This window comes from Pseudomonas sp. ArH3a, assembly GCF_022648765.1.
Lineage (GTDB): Bacteria > Pseudomonadota > Gammaproteobacteria > Pseudomonadales > Pseudomonadaceae > Aquipseudomonas.
The window spans coordinates 6027787-6045848 of sequence record NZ_CP080330.1 but is presented as its reverse complement, the minus strand read 5'-3'; the positions used below and the strand labels follow the sequence as shown (position 1 = coordinate 6045848).

Annotated in this window: 20 protein-coding genes; 19 read left to right on the top strand and 1 reads right to left on the bottom strand. The window is 59.8% G+C overall.

Translation table 11 applies throughout. The features are described 5' to 3' along the window. The first annotated feature begins 62 nt into the window (after positions 1-62). From K0P33_RS27775 to K0P33_RS27765, 3 genes are read left to right on the top strand one after another with little or no spacing between them, the layout of a single operon-like run. Positions 63-434: a chemotaxis protein gene (locus K0P33_RS27775; RefSeq protein ID WP_099236455.1), complete on the top strand. Its 372-nt coding sequence runs from the start codon at positions 63-65 to the stop codon at positions 432-434. Then, positions 434-784, top strand: coding sequence for a hypothetical protein (locus K0P33_RS27770; protein WP_099236454.1), 351 nt, complete (start codon positions 434-436; stop codon positions 782-784). Before K0P33_RS27775 ends, K0P33_RS27770 begins: the two co-directional genes overlap by 1 nt. After that, entirely contained in the window at positions 781-972 is a 192-nt protein-coding gene (locus tag K0P33_RS27765; protein ID WP_099236453.1) for a hypothetical protein, read from the top strand. Before K0P33_RS27770 ends, K0P33_RS27765 begins: the two co-directional genes overlap by 4 nt. A gap of 66 nt (positions 973-1038) precedes the next feature. Here the strand turns inward: K0P33_RS27765 and K0P33_RS27760 are convergent, their stop codons facing one another. After that, positions 1039-1572, bottom strand: a complete 534-nt coding sequence (locus K0P33_RS27760; RefSeq protein ID WP_242152686.1) for a hypothetical protein — start codon at positions 1570-1572, stop codon at positions 1039-1041. A gap of 213 nt (positions 1573-1785) precedes the next feature. Between K0P33_RS27760 and K0P33_RS27755 the strand changes: the two genes are divergently transcribed. From K0P33_RS27755 to K0P33_RS27680, 16 genes are all read left to right on the top strand, one after another. Continuing rightward, positions 1786-2235 (top strand): structural protein P5, encoded by a 450-nt coding sequence (locus K0P33_RS27755; protein ID WP_242152683.1) that lies wholly within the window; start codon positions 1786-1788, stop codon positions 2233-2235. Then, positions 2232-2687, top strand: coding sequence for a lysis protein (locus K0P33_RS27750; RefSeq protein ID WP_242152680.1), 456 nt, complete (start codon positions 2232-2234; stop codon positions 2685-2687). Before K0P33_RS27755 ends, K0P33_RS27750 begins: the two co-directional genes overlap by 4 nt. Before the next feature lie 39 nt (positions 2688-2726). Continuing rightward, the gene (locus tag K0P33_RS27745) at positions 2727-3290 is read left to right on the top strand and encodes a hypothetical protein (RefSeq protein WP_242152678.1); all 564 of its coding nucleotides are present in this window, start codon (positions 2727-2729) and stop codon (positions 3288-3290) included. Continuing rightward, complete coding sequence (locus tag K0P33_RS27740; protein ID WP_242152675.1) at positions 3280-4962, top strand: terminase; 1683 nt, start codon at positions 3280-3282, stop codon at positions 4960-4962. The genes K0P33_RS27745 and K0P33_RS27740 overlap by 11 nt, the downstream gene beginning before the upstream one ends. Beyond that, a complete protein-coding gene (locus K0P33_RS27735; RefSeq protein WP_242152672.1) occupies positions 4959-5312 on the top strand; it encodes a hypothetical protein in 354 nt (117 codons plus the stop codon). Before K0P33_RS27740 ends, K0P33_RS27735 begins: the two co-directional genes overlap by 4 nt. After that, entirely contained in the window at positions 5305-7629 is a 2325-nt protein-coding gene (locus tag K0P33_RS27730) for a hypothetical protein (protein WP_242152668.1), read from the top strand. The genes K0P33_RS27735 and K0P33_RS27730 overlap by 8 nt, the downstream gene beginning before the upstream one ends. 188 nt (positions 7630-7817) lie before the next feature. After that, complete coding sequence (locus K0P33_RS27725; protein WP_099236444.1) at positions 7818-8759, top strand: hypothetical protein; 942 nt, start codon at positions 7818-7820, stop codon at positions 8757-8759. A 47-nt stretch (positions 8760-8806) separates the two neighbouring features. Further along, positions 8807-9745: a hypothetical protein gene (locus tag K0P33_RS27720; RefSeq protein ID WP_099236443.1), complete on the top strand. Its 939-nt coding sequence runs from the start codon at positions 8807-8809 to the stop codon at positions 9743-9745. A 63-nt stretch (positions 9746-9808) separates the two neighbouring features. Beyond that, positions 9809-10492 carry a hypothetical protein gene (locus K0P33_RS27715; RefSeq protein ID WP_242152665.1) on the top strand — a complete coding sequence of 228 codons (684 nt, stop codon included), beginning with the start codon at positions 9809-9811 and terminating at the stop codon, positions 10490-10492. A gap of 3 nt (positions 10493-10495) precedes the next feature. After that, a complete protein-coding gene (locus K0P33_RS27710; protein WP_078826842.1) occupies positions 10496-11194 on the top strand; it encodes a DUF6682 family protein in 699 nt (232 codons plus the stop codon). Continuing rightward, the gene (locus K0P33_RS27705) at positions 11191-11736 is read left to right on the top strand and encodes a hypothetical protein (protein ID WP_242152661.1); all 546 of its coding nucleotides are present in this window, start codon (positions 11191-11193) and stop codon (positions 11734-11736) included. Before K0P33_RS27710 ends, K0P33_RS27705 begins: the two co-directional genes overlap by 4 nt. After that, a complete protein-coding gene (locus K0P33_RS27700; protein WP_242152658.1) occupies positions 11733-13349 on the top strand; it encodes a hypothetical protein in 1617 nt (538 codons plus the stop codon). The genes K0P33_RS27705 and K0P33_RS27700 overlap by 4 nt, the downstream gene beginning before the upstream one ends. After that, complete coding sequence (locus K0P33_RS27695) at positions 13349-15112, top strand: DUF1983 domain-containing protein (RefSeq protein ID WP_242152656.1); 1764 nt, start codon at positions 13349-13351, stop codon at positions 15110-15112. The genes K0P33_RS27700 and K0P33_RS27695 overlap by 1 nt, the downstream gene beginning before the upstream one ends. Next, positions 15109-15390: a hypothetical protein gene (locus tag K0P33_RS27690; protein WP_242152653.1), complete on the top strand. Its 282-nt coding sequence runs from the start codon at positions 15109-15111 to the stop codon at positions 15388-15390. Before K0P33_RS27695 ends, K0P33_RS27690 begins: the two co-directional genes overlap by 4 nt. Beyond that, positions 15387-16223, top strand: coding sequence for a hypothetical protein (locus tag K0P33_RS27685; protein WP_242152651.1), 837 nt, complete (start codon positions 15387-15389; stop codon positions 16221-16223). Before K0P33_RS27690 ends, K0P33_RS27685 begins: the two co-directional genes overlap by 4 nt. A 17-nt stretch (positions 16224-16240) precedes the next feature. Continuing rightward, positions 16241-18058 carry a GDSL-type esterase/lipase family protein gene (locus K0P33_RS27680; protein ID WP_242152648.1) on the top strand — a complete coding sequence of 606 codons (1818 nt, stop codon included), beginning with the start codon at positions 16241-16243 and terminating at the stop codon, positions 18056-18058. The last annotated feature ends 4 nt before the right edge of the window (positions 18059-18062 follow it).

The window sequence follows — 18062 nt, the reverse complement described above, 5'->3', positions numbered from 1 at the left end:
ATAATACAACACATTTGTAGTATTACAACACTTTTGTAGTGTTCTTTTTTGTGGAGAGACGGATGGACCCAAACGACCTCGGCCCAGGGACGTTCGCATGGCTGGGCGGTACCGGCACTGTGTTGCTCGGCGGCCTGCTGTGGCTGAGGAGATTCCTCTCCAAAGATGCAACCGACCGCGCAATGGATAGCGCCGACATCGGAACGCTCAAGCGCCTAAACGAACTGCTGAATCAGGAGCGCGCCGCTCGCAAAGAGGCCGAGGCCCGGGCTGACCAGTTCGCCAAAGAACGTAACGAGCTGGCTGCAGCGGTTGGGCGGATGGAAGGGAAGGTTGAGGCGCTGACCAGTCAGATCGCCACCCTGACCGAGAAGGTGACCACGCAGAGCGCTGAGATTGCGCGCCTGCGCACGAAACTGGGAGACGACAACTGATGGACAGATGCGCAATGGAATTCATCGCCCGCCACTGGTGGCGTCGGGTCGAAATCTGGCTAATCGCCCTTCTGCTGGTGGTCGGAGGCGCAACCCTGGGCTGGCAAGCCGGCGTGTGGTCAACCACCACTGAACACACCAAGCAACTCACTGAGGTTCGCGCCGCCTACGTAGCAGCCCTGGGCAAGCGTGACTTGCGCCTAGACAACCTGGCCGAGAAGACCCAGGACGCCGCAGTGAAGGTGCAAGAGGCATCACACACTGCCGTCCAAGCAGCTGACACGGCGAGCAAGGCGGCTGACAAGGCCGGTGAAGCCCTGACGCGGGCACAGACTGAGGAGCGGCCATGATCGAACTGACTGACCACAATGGTTACAGCCACTATTTCGCGCCCAGCGCCATCGCTCATGTGCAAGAGACCTCAACCAGCACGCAATACCGGGGCATCCACGCAATTGTCCGCACCTTTGACGGCCGCGAGACAGAAGTGCGGGAGTCTGCCCAATCCATCGTCAGCAAGATAAGGCAGTCGAGCTGAAATCCGCGCCACGTTTTCGAATGCGCCGAATCGTGGCGCGATAAATGAGAGTTCAGCGTTCTGAATTTACCTACGGTAGGACTGACATACATCCAGAGATCTGTATTTTTTCTCGAGACTCGACTCCCCCTGTGCGCGTTGGACGTCAGAGAGTCGCGGAATTACGTAGGCGGGACGTTGGAGTTCCTCTTCAAGATCTGTGATTTCTTTCCGGATTGGCGCACAGGGGTCTGAGCTTCTTAGCGATGCGCTCAATTGCGCAACACGCTCCTCAAGTTGTTTTGCTTTTAGCTCACTTTCATCAAGCAGCTTCTTGTCATATTTGTTGTCGTTCTGCTCCGTCAGGAGTTGTTTACGCAGATCGTCAATTTGCAGTTGAAGAGATCCCTTTTCTGCTTTGAGCTTTTCGTTCTCGGACTTGCTCTCGACAAGCTGGCCTTTTGTGAATGCGAGTGCAGCTCTGTTCTCACCGTACTCGGCCGATCTCTCGGTTGAGTCGTGCCACATGGTGTAAGCGATGGTGAGGAGCGCGGCGACGCCCGCCCCACCTAGCACCACTTGAATGATCGTTTTGACTGCGTTTGTGGCACTGAAAGCCATGAAGACCCCATTGTGAAATAGATCGAATCGCCATCATACCAAGTGCGAGTAAAGCGTTGGTCAACACCTCCGTGCATAGCTCTTAGGTTTGCCAGGATTTGCCTCGTGTTGAGTTCAAAGCTCATCTCTGCAGAGTTCCAACTACGTCAGATGGATGCCACTTCCAAGTGGCCCGTACTTCCCCCGAATTCATCACAAAACTAGGTAAGGATCATGTCCTCAACTACACGTGGAGTACGCAACAACAACCCCGGGAACATTGACTACAACCCGCGCAATGCTTGGCAGGGGCAGCTTGGGTTGGAAGTCGGCGTGCCCTCCCCACGGTTTTCCCGCTTTGACACGCCCGAGAACGGCATCCGCGCCCTGGGCAAGCTGTTGATCAACTACCGCGGCAAAGACGGCATGCCTGGCGTGGGTGGCCCTGGCATCGACACAGTGCGTGAAACCATCACCAGGTGGGCACCTGGCAATGAGAACAACACTGAGGCCTATATCGAGGCCGTGGCCGGCCGCTTGGGCGTGAATGCCAATGACGTGATCGACGTCCGGAAGCCGGCAACGTTGGGTGTGATGGTGACCAGCATCATTGCCCATGAGTGCGCGGGCTTCGCGTATTCGGAAGCGGTTTTAGCGGAAGGGCTCCGCCGAGCATTATCGTGATCCGCTACCTGATCGCAGCGCTGATTGGATGCCTGATCATCATCTATGGAGGCTATCAGCGCATTGAGTCTCAAAACCAGGCCCTGAAGAAGGCCAGCGATATGGTGGAGACGATGAACAAAGCGGCGGAGTCGCGCCGTACAACCCAGCGGCTCCTCGCCCAGCTCGATACGGACCACACAAAGGAATTGGAGAATGCCCAAGCCGTTAATCAGCGTCTTCGCACTGCTGTTGGTACTGGCGCTCGCCGGTTGTCAATCGAAGCCACCTGTCCCGCAGTGGGAGCCGCCACCACCACCTCCGGCCTGGGTCATGAAAAAGCGCGAGCCGAACTTGACCCAGCGGCTGGAGAAAGAATTGTCGCCATCGCCAACGACGGTGATGAAGGACTGATAGCGCTCCGCGCCGCCCAGGACTACATCACCACGTTCTGCCAGGCGCCGCAGCAGTAAAACAGCTCAACACCATACTCACGCAAAGGAAGTGCTCCCATGGCTGCTAAATGTGATTGGGCAGCCGTCGAAAGGGATTACCGGACGGGCTGCTTTACGAACCGCGAGCTTGGCCGTCGGCACAATGTGTCGGAAAGCTCGATCCGTAACCGTGCCGACAAGCACGAGTGGCAGAAAGACCTTTCCGAGATGATCCGCCAGCGCGTACGGGAGAAGACCGGGCGCGCCGCCGCTGCTGCTGTCGCAGAGGCAACCAATGACGCCGAGATCGTCGAACAGGCCGCCGAGGCCGGTGCCCAGCTGGTGCGCGGCCACCAGGTGGTGATTGCCAGAACCCGCGATATCACTCAGCAGTATGTCGAGCGCATTCATGAGCAGGTCGCCGCCGGCAAGATCACTGTCATGACCCAGAAGGGTGAACCGGTTGAGATCGACATTCCGTTGGACTACGTGGGCAAGAGCATCGGCCACGCCACGCAGTCCCTGGAGCGGCTGATCAAGATGGAACGTCAGGCCCACGGCCTGGACACCGATAAAGAACGGGAAAGCACAGGCAAGTCCCTTGAGGATCTGCTGGCTGAGGCAACTGGTGATGGGGAATGAAACCGACCGCCAACGGCTGATGCGAGAGGGTGACGAGTTCATCGCCCTGCACCGCGCCAAGCAACTCAAGGGCAAGCCTTTACTGCTGAAGGCTCTGAGCAACAAGTGGTACAGGCTCAACGCCCTGTACAAAATCAAGGACAAGAACGGCAAGGTTCAGCGCTTCAAGCCAAACCAGCAGCAGCGCGAGCGATTCCTCGACGAGCATAACCGCGACATCATCCTCAAGGCCCGGCAGTTGGGCTTTACCACCTTCGAGATGATCGACGCGCTCGACGATTGCCTGTTCACCAGGAACTATAGCGCCGGCTGCATCTGCCACACGCTGCCGGATGCCAAGGAGATCTACCGCAACAAGATCAGGTTTGCCTACGAAAAGCTTTCAGGCGACCCGGCCTGGTCGGCAATCTTCAAGCTGATCGGCATGCGCCTGCCGGTACCGCGCAGCGACAAGGACCAAGGCTACATCTTTGACAACGGCTCCAGCATCCAGGTGTCTACCTCGTTCCGGGGTGGCACGCTCCAGCGCCTGCATGTGTCGGAGTTCGGCAAGATCTGCAAACTGAGCCCTGACAAGGCTCAGGAAATCGTCACCGGTGCATTTGAAGCGGTAGGCCTGGGCAACCGGGTCACCATTGAAAGCACCGCCGAGGGCCGTGAAGGTTACTTTTTCACCTATTGCGAGTTGGCCAGGGCCATTAAGGACGCCGGCCGCACGCCGACGGTGATGGATTGGCAGTTCCACTTCTTCCCCTGGTTCAAAGACCCCACGTATCGCCTTGAGGCATACGAGCAGGTGGTGGTGCCGCAATGGTTGCAGGAGTACTTCGCCGAGCTGGCAGCCAAGCATGGCATCCGCCTCGATCGCGCCCAACAAGCCTGGTACGCCAAAAAGGCCGAAGCGCTCCACGACGATATGAAGCGCGAATACCCGGCCACGCCGGATGAGGCGTTCGACCAGGGCATCAAAGGCGCCTACTACCTCACGCAGATGCGATTCCTGCGGCAACAGGGCCGAATCACCAAGGCGGTGACTCGCAACCCTACCTTGCCGGTGTTCACTGCCTGGGACTTGGGCATGGGGGACGCTATGTCCATCGTGCTGTTCCAGGTGGTGGGCCGCCAGGTGCACATCATCGATTACATCGAGCATTCCGGCGAGGGCATGGAGTACTACGGCGATTTGCTCAAAAAGCTGGGCTATTCATACGGTGCTCACTATGCCCCGCACGACATCGTGGTGCGCGAGATCGGTACAGGAAAATCCCGTATCGACGTGGCAAAGCAATACGGGATCACGTTTCAGATCGTCCCGCGCGTCTCCCGCAACAGCGAGGGCGTGCAGGCAGTGCGTAACTTCCTGCCGCTTTGCTGGTTCGCCGAGGATGAGCAAGACACCCGGGCGTCGACTGGCGATGCCGATACAGGCAAGCCAAGGACCGCCGGCGTTTCGAGGCTGATCGACTGCATCGACAACTACCGCAAGGAGTGGGATCTGAGGTTGGGCGTGTACAAGGACCAGCCGCGTCACGACTGGGCAAGCCACGGGGCCAAGGCATTTGAAACCCTGGCCCGCTGCGGAGTCTTCGAAGCAACGGCAGGGGCAATCCCTGCGGCGCCAACAACATCAAACACAGACCGAGCCCGACGCAACTGGAGCGCGCACACATGACCACTATGTTTATTGAATGGAAGCAGGTCGCCGACGTCATAGCCCACCTGGTTGCCCCGCTCACCGTCCAGAGCTTCCAGCTGCGCCGTGATATTGGCTTGGTCCAGGTCGACGCGGTTGAAATCAAGGAGCCGGACGGTGGGCACCCGGCAGTTCGGGTGCAATTCGAGATGGCTCACGACTTGGGCGTGACACTCAACGTCAAGTTAACCGAGTTCGCGGCCGACCCCGTCAACTACATGCAGGATCTGCTGGCCAACCTGCGGCAACTGGAGCACGGCGCGAAACTGCGCCGCTCCGGCCGGCAGGCTGAAATCAACAATGTTCATGAGGCAATGATCCATGGCTGAATTAGGTTTGCTGCAATTCAGGAGCGCCGCAGACCTGCATGCTGATGACGTCGCCGCTGAGGAGCAGGCGCTGCAAAGCCGGCGCGCTCTGCAGGTGCAGTCGTCTTTGGCGGCGCACATCCGCCGGTGTTTTGATTCTGCCAAAAACGCCAAGCGTGAAATCGATGATCGGCTGCTGGACTGCGCGCGGCGCCAGAAAGGAAAGCATGAGGAGACGAAGCTCCAGGCGATCCGGGAGGCTGGCGGCAGCGAGATTTACCCCAAGCTGACCACCACCAAGTGCCGCGCGGGCGCTTCATGGATTCGTGACATCCTGATTCCGGTCAATGGCCACCCGTGGGGACTTGATCCAACACCGGTGGCGGACATCCCGCCCGAGTTTCTTGCTGCATTTCAGCAGAAGCTCGCCCAGCAGATGATGCAGGCACAGCAGGCACAGCAGGGGCAAGATTCGCCGCCTCAGACGATGCCTGACCCGGCCGAACTGGAAGTGAAGCTGCGTGAGCTGATCCAGGCCAAAGCCAAGGAGGCAAGCGAGGCACATGAAACGCTTATCGCCGACCAGTTGGCCGAGGGCGGGTGGGAGACCGCGCTCGAGGAGTTCATCGACGACTTCACCATCTACCCCGCTGCATTCGTTAAAGGGCCATTGCTTCAACGTGTGCCGCAGATAGCCTGGGGCCAAAACTGGCAAATGATCGAAACAGAGGAGATTCAGCCACTGTTTCACCGGGTCTCGCCCTTCGATATCTACCCGTCGCCAGACTCGACGAACACTGATGACGGCGCATTTATCATCGAGCGCGAACGCTATACACGGTCGCGCCTCAACGCTCTCACGGGTGTTCCCGGCTACAGCGACAACGCGGTTCGCGCCGTGCTTACTGAGCATGGCCAGGGTGGCCTACGTGAATGGCTCGCAACGGATTCGCAGCGCGCACGGCTTGAGGATAAAGCCGGCGACTGGATGATCAACAACGGCGAAACCATCGAAGGTCTGCATTATTGGGGCGGTGCCCAGGGACTGATGCTCCTGCAATGGGGCATCGATCCATCGCAGGTGCCGGACGTGCTTGATGAATATCAGGTTGATGCAATCCTGATCGGCAATCACGTTATCCGCTGCGTGTTCAACCGCAACCCTTTGGGCGGTCGGCCATATCACAAGGCGTCTTTTCAGATCGTGCCTGGCTCGTTCTGGGGGATGGCAATTCCTGAGCTGATGAGTGACGTGCAGGACTTCTGTGGCTCAACAGCCCGTGCGCAGGCCAACAATATGGCGTTCGCCAGTGGCCCGCAGGTGGAAGTTGATGAAGACCGCCTGCAGCCAGGTGAAAACCCTAACGAGATGTATCCGCTGAAGCGCTGGCGGGTGAAAAGCGGCCAGACGCCAGGGATGCAGGGTGGAGCGACGTCACCTGTGATTCGCTTTTACCAGCCGGTCAGCATGGCCGGTGAGCTTCAGGCGGTCTATGACTCTTGGGAGAAGCGCGCGGACGACGCGACGAACATCCCGCGATACATCTACGGCGCGGAAAAGGTCGGTGGTGCAGGCAACACGGCCAGCGGCCTGTCGATGCTGATGGAGTCGGCGAACAAGGGGATCAAGGACGCGATCCGTCATATCGACCGTGGAGTGGTTCGTCGCGTCATTGAAGCGCTGTGGTTGTTCAATATGCGCTATTCCGATGACAACGCCATCAAGGGCGATTGCAAGGTCGTGGCCCGGGGTGCAAACGCGATGCTTCAGCGTGAGCAGACGCTTAACGCTCGCACTCAGTTCCTGAGCTTCACCAACAACCCGACCGACATTCAGATCCTTGGCCTTGAAGGTAGGGCCGCGATATTGCGCAAGGTTGCTGAAAGCTTGGATATGCCAGGGCTGATTCCGACGAAAGCCGAGATGAAGGCCCGGGAGGAGCAGCAGCAGGCCCAGCAGGCCAAACAGCAACAACAGCAAGCCGCGGCGGTGGGGCAGCAGGTCGAGGCGGAAACCGAGAAAACCGCAGCCCAAACAGCTGAAATCACCGCGAAGGCCGAGAAAACCCGCGCTGAGGCCCAGCGCCTCGGCATGAGTAACGGTGCCGTGGTCGCCCAACTTCAACATGCAGGTGGCGGAGCCAATGAAACCCAGCAACCAACAGTGGCAAGCCCTGGTCAACCTGACCAACAGCCCGGAATGGAAGCACCTCAAGGAGATGCTGAACAGCCATTTGACGGAGGCGCAGCAGAGCCTGGAGGGGGTGAACAACCTGGAGGCTTTATTCAGGGCCCAGGGCAGGGCGAGCCTGGCCAGGGAACTGATCAAGTCGTTTGAAGAATCCCGCGAGGCGCTTGAGCGAATCCAGGCAAGCACCTCGCGGTCATCCCAGTAGCTACAGAAAAAGCCGCCCACTTGAGGCGGTTTTTTTGTGGCCACTCTCCGGACATTCGGCCAAGTGCCCGGAACCAGTAGCACACCCAGAAGCCCGGACCTGCCGGCTCTACCCAAGGAGAACACGATCAATGAGCACGCTACCCCGCAACGTACAGGCGCAAATCGATGAAGCAACGGCGATTCAGGAAGCACTGAACAAGCCGGCCGAGAACCCCGCACCAGATGCGGCTCCGGCAGCAAATCCCGATGCGCCGGTGATCTCAGACCCACAAGCACCTGCCAAACCGGAGCCGGCCCCCGCCGCCCGCAATGATGGGGCTGACTACTGGGAGCAACGCTTCAAAGTCATGCAAGGGAAATACAACGCCGAAGTGCCGGCGTTGCAACAGGAAGTGTCCCGGCTGACCGCAGAGCTGGCAAAGGCGCAAAAGCCCGCAGGCAATGCCGTGCAGCGCGCAGTGTCGGATCTGACCCCTGAGGAGATCGAGAGCTACGGGCCTGACCTCGTAGCGCTGATCCAGCGAGTGGCTGGTGGGCAAGCATCTGCCGCCAATCCCGCCGAGTTGGAAACGATCAAAACCGAACTTGAAGGGCTGAAGCAAAAAACCCAGCAAAGCGAGCAGGAAAAAGCCGAGCAGGCGCAGGAAGAATTCTTCCGGCAACTGATTCAGCGCATTCCTGACGCTGTTGAGATCAACGGATTGCCCGCGTTCCATGAATGGCTCAGCCACATGGACACGTTCACCGGCAAAGAGCGGCAGCAGCTTTTGATCGAGGCCCAGACAGCCAACGACGCATACCGCGTCGCCGCGCTGTTCCAGGCCTTCAAAGACGCGCAGCCCGCACCGGCAGCACCGAACCCAGACCGCACCATTCCACCGGAAAACGTTCAGCCGCGCTCCACTCGCACCGATCCTACGCCGCCGGCGGAGGGTAAGTGGTGGAGCAATGCTGAAATCAACGAGTTCTACAAGGATGTGGCGCTGGGCAAGCGGTACACGAAAGCCGAGGCGGCTGCGATTGAACAGGAAATCTCAGACGCGGTAGCAAACGGTCGCATTTCGCGATAGCACGCGCTCTGTAACGCCGCGAGGCGTCAGGAAATAGGAGCTACACCATGGCAGGTCCAGTACGCGCCGCAGGGCATCCAGACTACAGCTCGACCAGTGCATCGGGTTTCATCCCCGCGCTGTGGTCGGGCAAGCTGGTGCAGAAGCTGTACGCCGCAACTGTTTTCGGTGAGATCGCTAACACCGACTACGAAGGCGAAATCAAGAACCAGGGCGACACCATCAACATCCGCACCGTGCCGTCGATCGTCATCAAGGACTACAAAATCGGCGGCGGTGTGGTCTACGAAAAGCCGGTCAGCGACAAAGTCACGCTTCAGATTGACCAGGGCAAGTACTTCGCGTTCGAGGTGAACGACGTTGATGCTTACCAGGCCGATATCAAACTGATGGACGAGTTCAGCACCGACGGCGGTGAGCAGATGAAGGTGGCTATCGACACCCAGCTGCTGAACCGCCACTACGCTGATGCCGATGCGGCCAACCGCGGTGACAACGCCGGCGCCAAGTCGGGTGGCATCAACCTGGGCAAGGCCGGCGCACCCGTGCAGATCACCAAGGAAAACATTCTGGATGTGTTGGTGGACTGTGGCACCGTTCTCGACGAGCAAAACGTGCCCGAGCAAGGCCGCTGGGTTGTTCTGCCGGCATGGATGAACGGCATGCTGAAAAAGTCCGATTTGCGCGATGCCAGCATCATGGGCGATGCCACCTCGGTATTCCGCAACGGCAAGGTCGGCATGCTCGACCGCTTCACGGTGTACATCAGCAACAACACCACCGCAGTGGATGACGTCGCTGCGACGAAGCGGGCGAGCAATGTGATGTTCGGTCACAAGAAGGGCCTCACCTTTGCCAGCCAGATGACCAAGATGGAAACCCTGCCGAACCCGAACGACTTCGGCAAACTCGTTCGTGGTTTGAACGTGTTCGGTTCCGGCGTCATCGACCCGAAAGCGATCGGCAACCTGTACTGCAGCCGCTGATCACCATCATCTCCACACCACAAGCGGCCGCCTGGCCGCTTTTTGCTTTTCTCGGAGAAAACCATGATTCGCGAATTGATTGAAAAGGCCAAAACAGCCGACAAAGACGGCTTGCTCGATATGCTCAAAGATCTGGGCTTGAAGGCTGACCAACGCAAAAGCGAGGACACGCTCCGCGCCGAATTGCTCGCGGGGCTTGAGAAGGCCCTGGCTGATGAAGCCGGAGACGAAACCGCGCCGAACCCTGATCTGGAGCCTGGCAATGCCGGCACTGCTGGCCTCGCTGATCCCAAGACTACCGGCGATCCTGATGCCGGTACCGACTCCGCAGCAGACTCAGCATCGGGTAATAGTGCTGATCAAGCGTCGGGGGGCGACCTACCATCCGGCGACGATGCCGTTGCCCACAGTGACGCTGTTGAAACAGTCCAAGTGGCTGCCGACCCAGGCCTCGGGCGTCACGTCGGGCCGGTCACTCTGAATGGCGAAGACGGCCAGCTGTACATACCGCAGGCGCTCGTTGATGAGATGAGCATTCCAGGAATCAACATGAAGTTGGTAGGGGGCGACCCACCAACGGCTTCTGCTCTGCGCGAGGTCCAGGCGCCCGATCTCGAAGACGTTGACGATGATCATGAAAGCCCGGCGCCGGTCACGGGCAATCGCCTGTTGCGCAACACCAGAACCGGCTGTGAGTTCGTATGGACCACTGAGCTGGCGAAACTTTCCTACATGCAAGAGGTGTAAATCGTGGCCGTGACGACTGTAGGCAACATCCTGACCCGCGCCAAAAAGATCCTGCAGGAAGTCACTTCCAACGGCACCCGGTGGGCAAACACCGAGCTGCTGGATTGGCTGAATGAAGGGTATGCGGCAATTTGCAACATCAAGCCCAATGCCAGTTCTGTCACGGCCGAAATTACTTGCGCCCCGGGCACCAGGCAATCCATCCCCGAGGGCGGCCTGCGCCTGCTGGAGGTGGTGCGCAACATCACCCCCGCGGGCGGTGGGCTGAGTGTGATTCTCACGACCCGAGGCGCTATCGACTCAACCAGGCGCCGGTGGCACGCCGAGCAGCAGGTCGAGGAGATCGAGCAGTACATCTTCGACGAGGCGGCGCCGCGCCAGTTCTATGTCTACCCGCCGGCGATGGCCACCAGCAAGCTGGAGATCATCTACTCGTCGGTGCCAGACCCGCACGCCCAGGCGATGGCCACCGACTCCGCCGCTGAAAAGATCCGCCTGGATGATTCGTTTGCGCCGGTGCTGGTGGATTACATCCTCTCCAGGGCCTACGCGAAAGACGCCGAACACGCGGCCAACCTGAACCGTGCAACGATGCACTTCCAGATGTTCCAGGCTGCCCTGGGCATGAAAGTGCAGACAGATCGCATGCTTGGCCCTCTGCCGGTCGCCGCCACATCCCAACAACAGGTACCGCAGCAATGAACGTGAGCCAGCTGGTCGACCAGATCCTGCCAAACGTGCCGGGGGTGGTAATCGCCTCTATCCGTGACGGTGTGGCCTGGGCGCTGCGCGAGCTGTGCACCGAAGTGCCGGCCTGGAAGGTCAGAATTCAGCTGTCCGATGGTGAGCAGCAGATCACGGCCGGGCCAGGCCTGGAGCCTGTCCGCATCCAGGCGCTTTATCAGGATGGCCGGCCTGCCTATTGCCAGGTGTTCCAGCCTTCGCCGGATACGGTCATTGTCACCGGTGGCCCTTCGGGACTGACCGCTGATGTGGTCGTGCGGCCCACGTTTGGCTCCACTTTGGCGGTGCCCCCGGAATGGCTGCTGGACCGTTACTGTGAGGCGTTGATGCTCGGCGCCCAGTACTGGCTGCGCAAGATGCCCGAGAAACCCTGGTCCGACATGCAGCGCGCCCTGATGGATCAGGCAGCGTTCTATGCCCTCTGCACCAATGCCCGATCTGAGGCGCTCGCCGGCCACCAATCCGGCAGCGTAAGGATGAAAACACCGAGGTTTCCATGACATCGATTGCGATCACGTCTTTCAAGGGCGAGCTGCCGGCACTGACCCCGCGTCTTTTGCAGCCGACCAACGCCCAGGCGGCTCGCAACGTAAACCTGCGCAAGGGGTCGCTGCGGGCTGAAAACGCGCCGCTGCCCGTGCTTGGGATTGGCGGCGTGATTAATCCGTCATCTATCTACCGGTACCCATTCGGTAACAACGGCGCCGGGTTCTGGTTTGCCTGGGGCGATGGCCAGCAGGTCAATGCCGCGAAAAGCCAGCTGGCGAAGGATGCCTGGTCGCGGGTCTACTGGACCGGTGACTCGTTCCCCAAGATGGCGCCCATCGGGGTTGCCACCCAGGGCGCCGGGCCGTATCCGTCCGGATTTTATCGCCTGGGTATTCCAGCACCGCTCAGTGCGCCATTGGTGACGGAGCCGGCCGGGGGCGAGGCGCCGCCCACCACCACGGTGGGCGCAACGTATGTCGTTACCTATGTCTCCGCCTACGGTGAAGAGGGGCCGCCCAGCCCGGCGTCGAACATCATCAACCGCTGGGACGGCGCTGGCGACCAATTGGCCGGAAAGCTCAACGTTCAGCTTCCGCCGTCCCCCAATGGGCCTTACAACATCGTCACCAAGCGGCTCTACCGGTCGGAAAGCGGCGGTGAGTTCCTGTATTTGGCTGACTTCCCGGTTGCCCAGTCCAGCTGGGTGGACGACGTGAACAGCGATGAGCTCGGCATCGCTTGCCCGTCGCTTACTTGGGATATGCCCGATCCGGCGATGGTGGGCCTGGTCGAGATGCCAAACGGTATATTTGCCGGGTTCTTCGACAACACGCTGTGCTTCTGCGAGCCCTATCACCCGCATGCCTGGCCAGTCGACTACCAAATTTCCTTTCCCGACAAAATCGTTGGGATCGGCGTCACCACCGCCGGCCTGGTAGTCGCCACCACCGGGCGCCCGCGACTGGTCACCGGCACAACACCGGCGGCAATGAGCGCCGCTGACCCGGATGCAGACCGTGTGTGCGTGTCCAGGGGGTCGGTGGTCGATATGGGGGAATACGTCGTCTATGCGTCGACCGAGGGGCTGGTGGCGGTGTCCGGCGGCGAGCCGCAGTTAATCACCGACGGGGTGCTGACACCGGAACAATGGCAAGCGCTGAACCCCGCTACTATCCACGCCTGTCGGTATGAGGGCCGGTACCTGGCGTTTTTCGACGGCGGATGCTTTGCCCTGGTCCCGGGCGAAGGCATTGAGTTCATCGACGCGCAGGCGGCCAACTCCTACTACGACATTGCAGCCTCGGCGCTGTACCTGATCCAGGGCAACACAATAGCCAAGTGGCGAGGCGGGGCGCCGATGACCTACCGGTGGCGCTCGAAGGTTTTCGAGTTTCCACCAGGTTCGGCCAATTTCAGCTGCGGCAAAGTGGTGGCTGCAGCCTTTCCGGTTCGATTCCGGGTGATCGCCGACGGCGTCACCGCGCTCGACGCTGAAATTGGCAGTAACCAGATGTTCAGGCTACCGCCGGGGTTCGCGGATGCGCGCGAGTGGCAGGTGGAAGCGTCCGGCTCGACCGAAGTTTTCTCTATCCAAATTGCCAACACTCCCTCTGAGTTGACCTAATGACGACCAAACGCTCAAGCCTTCCTGCACCCAGCAGCAAGGTTTCGGCGGAGTTGCGCCCGTTCTTCAGTGCTCTGACCGAGATCATTGAGACGGGCGAGGGGAATCGCGGGAACGGCCTCGACAAGAAGCTGACCTACCGGGATTTGCTGGAAAGCGGTGCGTTCACGCTCCGGCCAGGCTGGAAGCCAGGTGGTAACGGCGGATTGGTTCCAAGCCCTGGCGTGCCAGACCGGGCAATACCGCCTGCCCCTGTGGGGTTTCAAGGTGCTGGTGTGTTCGGCATGAACACCCTGACCTGGGATAACCCCTACAAGCTCTATCGAAACCACTCGCTGACCAACATTTACCGCAGTGAAACCGATAACTTCGGTCAGGCTACGCAGATCAGCCGCGCCACGGGCATGATGTACAGCGACCCAATTCGAGGCGATGCGTTAGACCCCAGCGATCCCAAGAAAGGGAAAGTGTATTTCTACTGGATCACCTGGGTTTCCACCTCGGGCATTGAGGGGCCTCCTAACAGCCCGGCGGGCACCCCCATCGAGGCGCAGCTCGATATCGAGTATCTGCTCAAGCTGATCACCAGCCAGACCAGTCAGAGCGAGCTTGCGAAAGCGCTTGCGAAAGCCATCGACCTGGAAGGACTGAATCAGACGATAGCAATGCTGGATGCGGCCGCGCAGTCGGCGAGGCTTCTGACGTCCGCTGAGCGATTCCTGCGCGATGACGACAACGTCCAGATCCGCCGGCAAATCACCGATATCCGGGTGCAGACCGGCGAAGACGTGAAGGCGGCTATCACGCAGTTGCAGGAAGTCATTACCTCCGATCAGCAGGCAATCGCCCATCAAATCGACCTGATGCAGGTCAGCGTCGGTAAGGCCCAGGCCGATATCGTCGGCGAGCGCTCGGCACGTATCACCCTTCAGGACGCCGCAACCCAGGCACTGAACGGCATGTCATCCCGCCTTGAGACCGCTGAGGCGGTGCTGACCGGTTACAGCGAGACCTTTGCAAGTGCTTTGGAAACCCAGGTCCGCAACATGATGAGCCTGGTCGCGCGGATGGATAACACCGACGCGATTTACGTCCAGGATCAGCAGGCCATCGTAAACGAGTTCGAGGCGACCACCCGGGCTATCACCACCTTACAAAGCAACTTGAACGACCAGTCAGCGGCGATTGAGCAGACCCTCAGCACGCATTCATCGGCGCTTGAGGGGCTATCGGCTCAATACACGCTCCGGCTCGACGTGAATGGGCTTATCAGTGGTTTCGGCGCCTATAACAATGGTCAGGTGGCTGACTTCTCTATCTTGGCTAATCGCTTCTGGATCGCCACTCCCGGGGCTCACGGTCCGAACTACGTGAACCCCTTCACCGTGGATAACGAGCGGGTCTACATCAACACGCTGCTGGTGAAAGAGGCATCCATCCAGCAAGCGCAGATCGGCCCCATCAGTATTGGCAAGCTGACTGCCAATGACGGGTTCACCCCGATCACCACGATTGGCGGCCAACTGCGCGCCGAGGCCATCGACGTGGCGAGCATCACCATCGGTTTCGGCCAGATTTACGGGCAGTTGGTCAGCTCGCAGATTGGTGCCGGCGGGCTGCCACGGTTCGTGATCGACCCGCAGGCCGGGATTTTCATGAATGGCCTCGTGGGCGGGACACGCATGGTCATGACGGACCAGTACCAGCACTGGTACGACGCCGCCGGCGGCCTGCGTATTGAAATCGGGGAGATGATGGTATGACGTCGATCATTCGCTGCCGTGATGCGAATCGGCAGGTCACGTTCGATAGCACGGTTCGAACAATCCGGAAAATGGAGTCGATCCGAACGCAGAGCAATGCCGGTGGCAGCTTGGACCTGACGCAGTATGCGGGCTTCAAACTGGACATCAGCCTGATGCCCGCGGAAAACGTTGGGTTCTCCCCAGTGCCCCTTGTTGTGATTAGTGCGGACGGCAATACGCTGACCTGGTCAGCAGCGCCCGTTTCCTGCTTTCTGATCCTTGGTATTTCTTCATGAGCATTGGATTCAGGATCAAGAATGACTGGGGGAACCTCGCCGTCGATGAGAACAACCCGATATTCATCGCGGTCGGTGAGAGCGCTGGGCACGTCGATAACGCCGGCTGGACCGATATCCGCCTCTACAAGGAGAAGGATGGCATCCCGCCGGTGGCGATCTTCTTGGAATATACGTTCTACGGTGTATCAACCAGCCCGACGCCGCCGCTGGTATTCGCCAGGCCTCGCAACGTCGCCTCGCAGGTCAACACCGTTATCGGCTACGTTGCCGCTAAGGGCGCGCCAGGCGCATGGACCGGAATGGTGGTGGTGTTCACCATCACGAACCTCCCAGGCAACCCCCAGAACACCGCGCAGCTTTATCCGCTCCTGCGGGCTTATATGTGCGAGTTCCTGGTGGTGTTCTCCGGCGGGTATATCAGCGGCGAAACCCACGGCGTGCGTGTTTGGGCGCCCGGGTCGTCGACGGTGGTGTTCGACTCCGGAAACAATGCCGTCAGCTACAAGCGATCCAGTGGCGTCTGGAACTACAGTCACCGCGACCAGGTGCTCAGCGACCAATACCTCGAGGCTTGGAACGGCTCGGATACTTTTGGCGCTCGCAATGAATGGATGCTGATCAGTTCCATCGGGACAGGCTATTTCATGCGGTACAACGGCGAGGTGGCCGGCAGCAGGATGATTATTCCAGGCCTGATAGGGGAAGCCGTTCAGCGAATCATCCTCACAGGCCGGTCTGGCACGCTGATTCACATGCCATTTCTGTTCATCGAAACCCGCAAGCCAGTGGCTGAAGGTGTCGTTCTCCCCACCGGCCCCGGCCCCGCGTAAATTCTTCAGGAAAAATTATGGCTACGACTCATATCTACCGCGCTGGCACGGTCAGCATCGCCGCGGGCGCTGTAATTGCAACCGGCGCGGGCACCGCCTGGCTGTCGAACGCGGCCAGGGGCGACGTGCTGGTGGTTCCAAGCGGTCAATGCTTTGAGCTGGTTACGGTGGAAACCGACAGCCGGCTGACGCTCGATGCGGGCCCTGTGGCGGCGATAAATGGCGCACCCTACGTCCTGCTTCGCTTTGCCACCGCCCAAAATGTGCGCGATCTCCTTGAGAAAGTAGAGGAGTTCCTGAAGGACAGGCAGGTCAGCCTGGCCGAGTTCGCCGACTGGGCTTCGGGGACTGCTACCGGCGGGCCGAACAAAGACGGAAAGTATCCACTAACCGACCGGTACGGCACTGTCACCATGGCCGCATGCCCGGCCAGGCTTGCAGTTATTGCGGGCACTGGCGGCGGCGGTGGTGGTGGGGCTGGAACGGTGAAGCGACTCAATGACGTCACCCCGGATGAAAACGGCAAGCTCACCGTCACCCCGGGCGATATCCAGGCGGCGACGGCGCAGCAGGGTGTGCTGGCTGATGGTGCTGTGCAAAAGGCGTTGGCCAGGCTCTACAAACCCCTGCTCACTGACGTGCTGGTGTTGGGGGACAGCCGGGTTTTCCAATGCACAAAGGGAAACGTCGGGTTTTCAGACTGGGCGGTCTCGGAATCCGGCGGTCTGGCGGCATTCCCGCTCAACCTGAACAAAGGCATCGACGGCAACACCACCTCACAGATGCTCGCCCGACTTGAGGCTGACGTGTTGGCCAACAGCGCTTCGTTTGACGTGATGGTGCATTTCGGCACGGGCAATGACCGTATCAAAGGCATGTCCTTGGAACAGACGATCCGGAACGTTGAGTATATGTACGCCGCTCTGATCAAGCGGGGCAAGGTTGTCATTGCCGTCGCCGAGACCCCGATCATCGGTGCGAATGTGGGGTTGCCGGCGCAGCAGACCGCGAACCACTTCGCTATCCATAACTGGTATCTGAATATCGCTCCAAGCCTGGGCGTGCTGGTGGTAAATCCGTGGGACGAGATGGTCGACCCCGCGTCAGGTTCGAATTACTGGCCGCTTGGTGGGCTCACCGGCGACGGCCTCCACCCAACGCCGGCCGGCGCGCGCATCATCGGTCGCAAGGTCGCCGAGATGCTGAAACGGCTCTTTACCTTTCCCGCAATCCTCCCTACAGCAAATGTTGCGTTCGACGCAGTGCTGGTGCCCGGCGGTAGCCTGATCCCGAATTCCCTTCTCACCGGCACGAACGGTTTGCTGGGGGATGGCAGCAACGCCACCGGCCTGCTGGCTTCTTCATGCACCCTGCTGGGCTCGGATCTCAACGGCCTGGCCGTGGCGGCTTCGAAAGAGGCGGCAGATGTTGGGTTCAAACAGGTGCTGCGAATTACCGGCATGCCAAGCGGCACCACGCCGACACTGACCCTTGAGCAATCGGTGGACGTGTCGAAGCTGGCGGTTGGGCAGCGGCTGCGCGCTGTGGCCGGCTGGGAGTTCATCAGCGTGAACACGAGCGTGCTGCAGGTTGCGCTGCAAATCGTAGGGGTGAGTGCGAGCGGCACCACAATTGCCCAGATCGGGCAGAACCAGGAACTTGTCAACGCCATGCCAATTGGAACCATAGCCGGAACGCTCGTCACGCAGGCGCTGACGCTGGCGGAGGCCCCCACAAGCCTCAAGCTTCGTGTGTCCATCATCTTCAAACCCGGCACCGGCCAGGATGCAACTATCAAACTGCGTCAGGCGGATCTGACACGAATTTTCGCGTGAGGGC

Bases quoted from the DNA above. Each gene is read 5' to 3' on its own strand.
- K0P33_RS27775 (WP_099236455.1), top strand. From the start codon at position 63: ATGGACCCAAACGACCTCGGCCCAGGGACGTTCGCATGGCTGGGCGGT.
- K0P33_RS27770 (WP_099236454.1), top strand. From the start codon at position 434: ATGGACAGATGCGCAATGGAATTCATCGCCCGCCACTGGTGGCGTCGG.
- K0P33_RS27765 (WP_099236453.1), top strand. From the start codon at position 781: ATGATCGAACTGACTGACCACAATGGTTACAGCCACTATTTCGCGCCC.
- K0P33_RS27760 (WP_242152686.1), bottom strand. From the start codon at position 1,572: ATGGCTTTCAGTGCCACAAACGCAGTCAAAACGATCATTCAAGTGGTG.
- K0P33_RS27755 (WP_242152683.1), top strand. From the start codon at position 1,786: ATGTCCTCAACTACACGTGGAGTACGCAACAACAACCCCGGGAACATT.
- K0P33_RS27745 (WP_242152678.1), top strand. From the start codon at position 2,727: ATGGCTGCTAAATGTGATTGGGCAGCCGTCGAAAGGGATTACCGGACG.
- K0P33_RS27740 (WP_242152675.1), top strand. From the start codon at position 3,280: ATGGGGAATGAAACCGACCGCCAACGGCTGATGCGAGAGGGTGACGAG.
- K0P33_RS27735 (WP_242152672.1), top strand. From the start codon at position 4,959: ATGACCACTATGTTTATTGAATGGAAGCAGGTCGCCGACGTCATAGCC.
- K0P33_RS27730 (WP_242152668.1), top strand. From the start codon at position 5,305: ATGGCTGAATTAGGTTTGCTGCAATTCAGGAGCGCCGCAGACCTGCAT.
- K0P33_RS27725 (WP_099236444.1), top strand. From the start codon at position 7,818: ATGAGCACGCTACCCCGCAACGTACAGGCGCAAATCGATGAAGCAACG.
- K0P33_RS27720 (WP_099236443.1), top strand. From the start codon at position 8,807: ATGGCAGGTCCAGTACGCGCCGCAGGGCATCCAGACTACAGCTCGACC.
- K0P33_RS27715 (WP_242152665.1), top strand. From the start codon at position 9,809: ATGATTCGCGAATTGATTGAAAAGGCCAAAACAGCCGACAAAGACGGC.
- K0P33_RS27705 (WP_242152661.1), top strand. From the start codon at position 11,191: ATGAACGTGAGCCAGCTGGTCGACCAGATCCTGCCAAACGTGCCGGGG.
- K0P33_RS27700 (WP_242152658.1), top strand. From the start codon at position 11,733: ATGACATCGATTGCGATCACGTCTTTCAAGGGCGAGCTGCCGGCACTG.
- K0P33_RS27695 (WP_242152656.1), top strand. From the start codon at position 13,349: ATGACGACCAAACGCTCAAGCCTTCCTGCACCCAGCAGCAAGGTTTCG.
- K0P33_RS27690 (WP_242152653.1), top strand. From the start codon at position 15,109: ATGACGTCGATCATTCGCTGCCGTGATGCGAATCGGCAGGTCACGTTC.
- K0P33_RS27685 (WP_242152651.1), top strand. From the start codon at position 15,387: ATGAGCATTGGATTCAGGATCAAGAATGACTGGGGGAACCTCGCCGTC.
- K0P33_RS27680 (WP_242152648.1), top strand. From the start codon at position 16,241: ATGGCTACGACTCATATCTACCGCGCTGGCACGGTCAGCATCGCCGCG.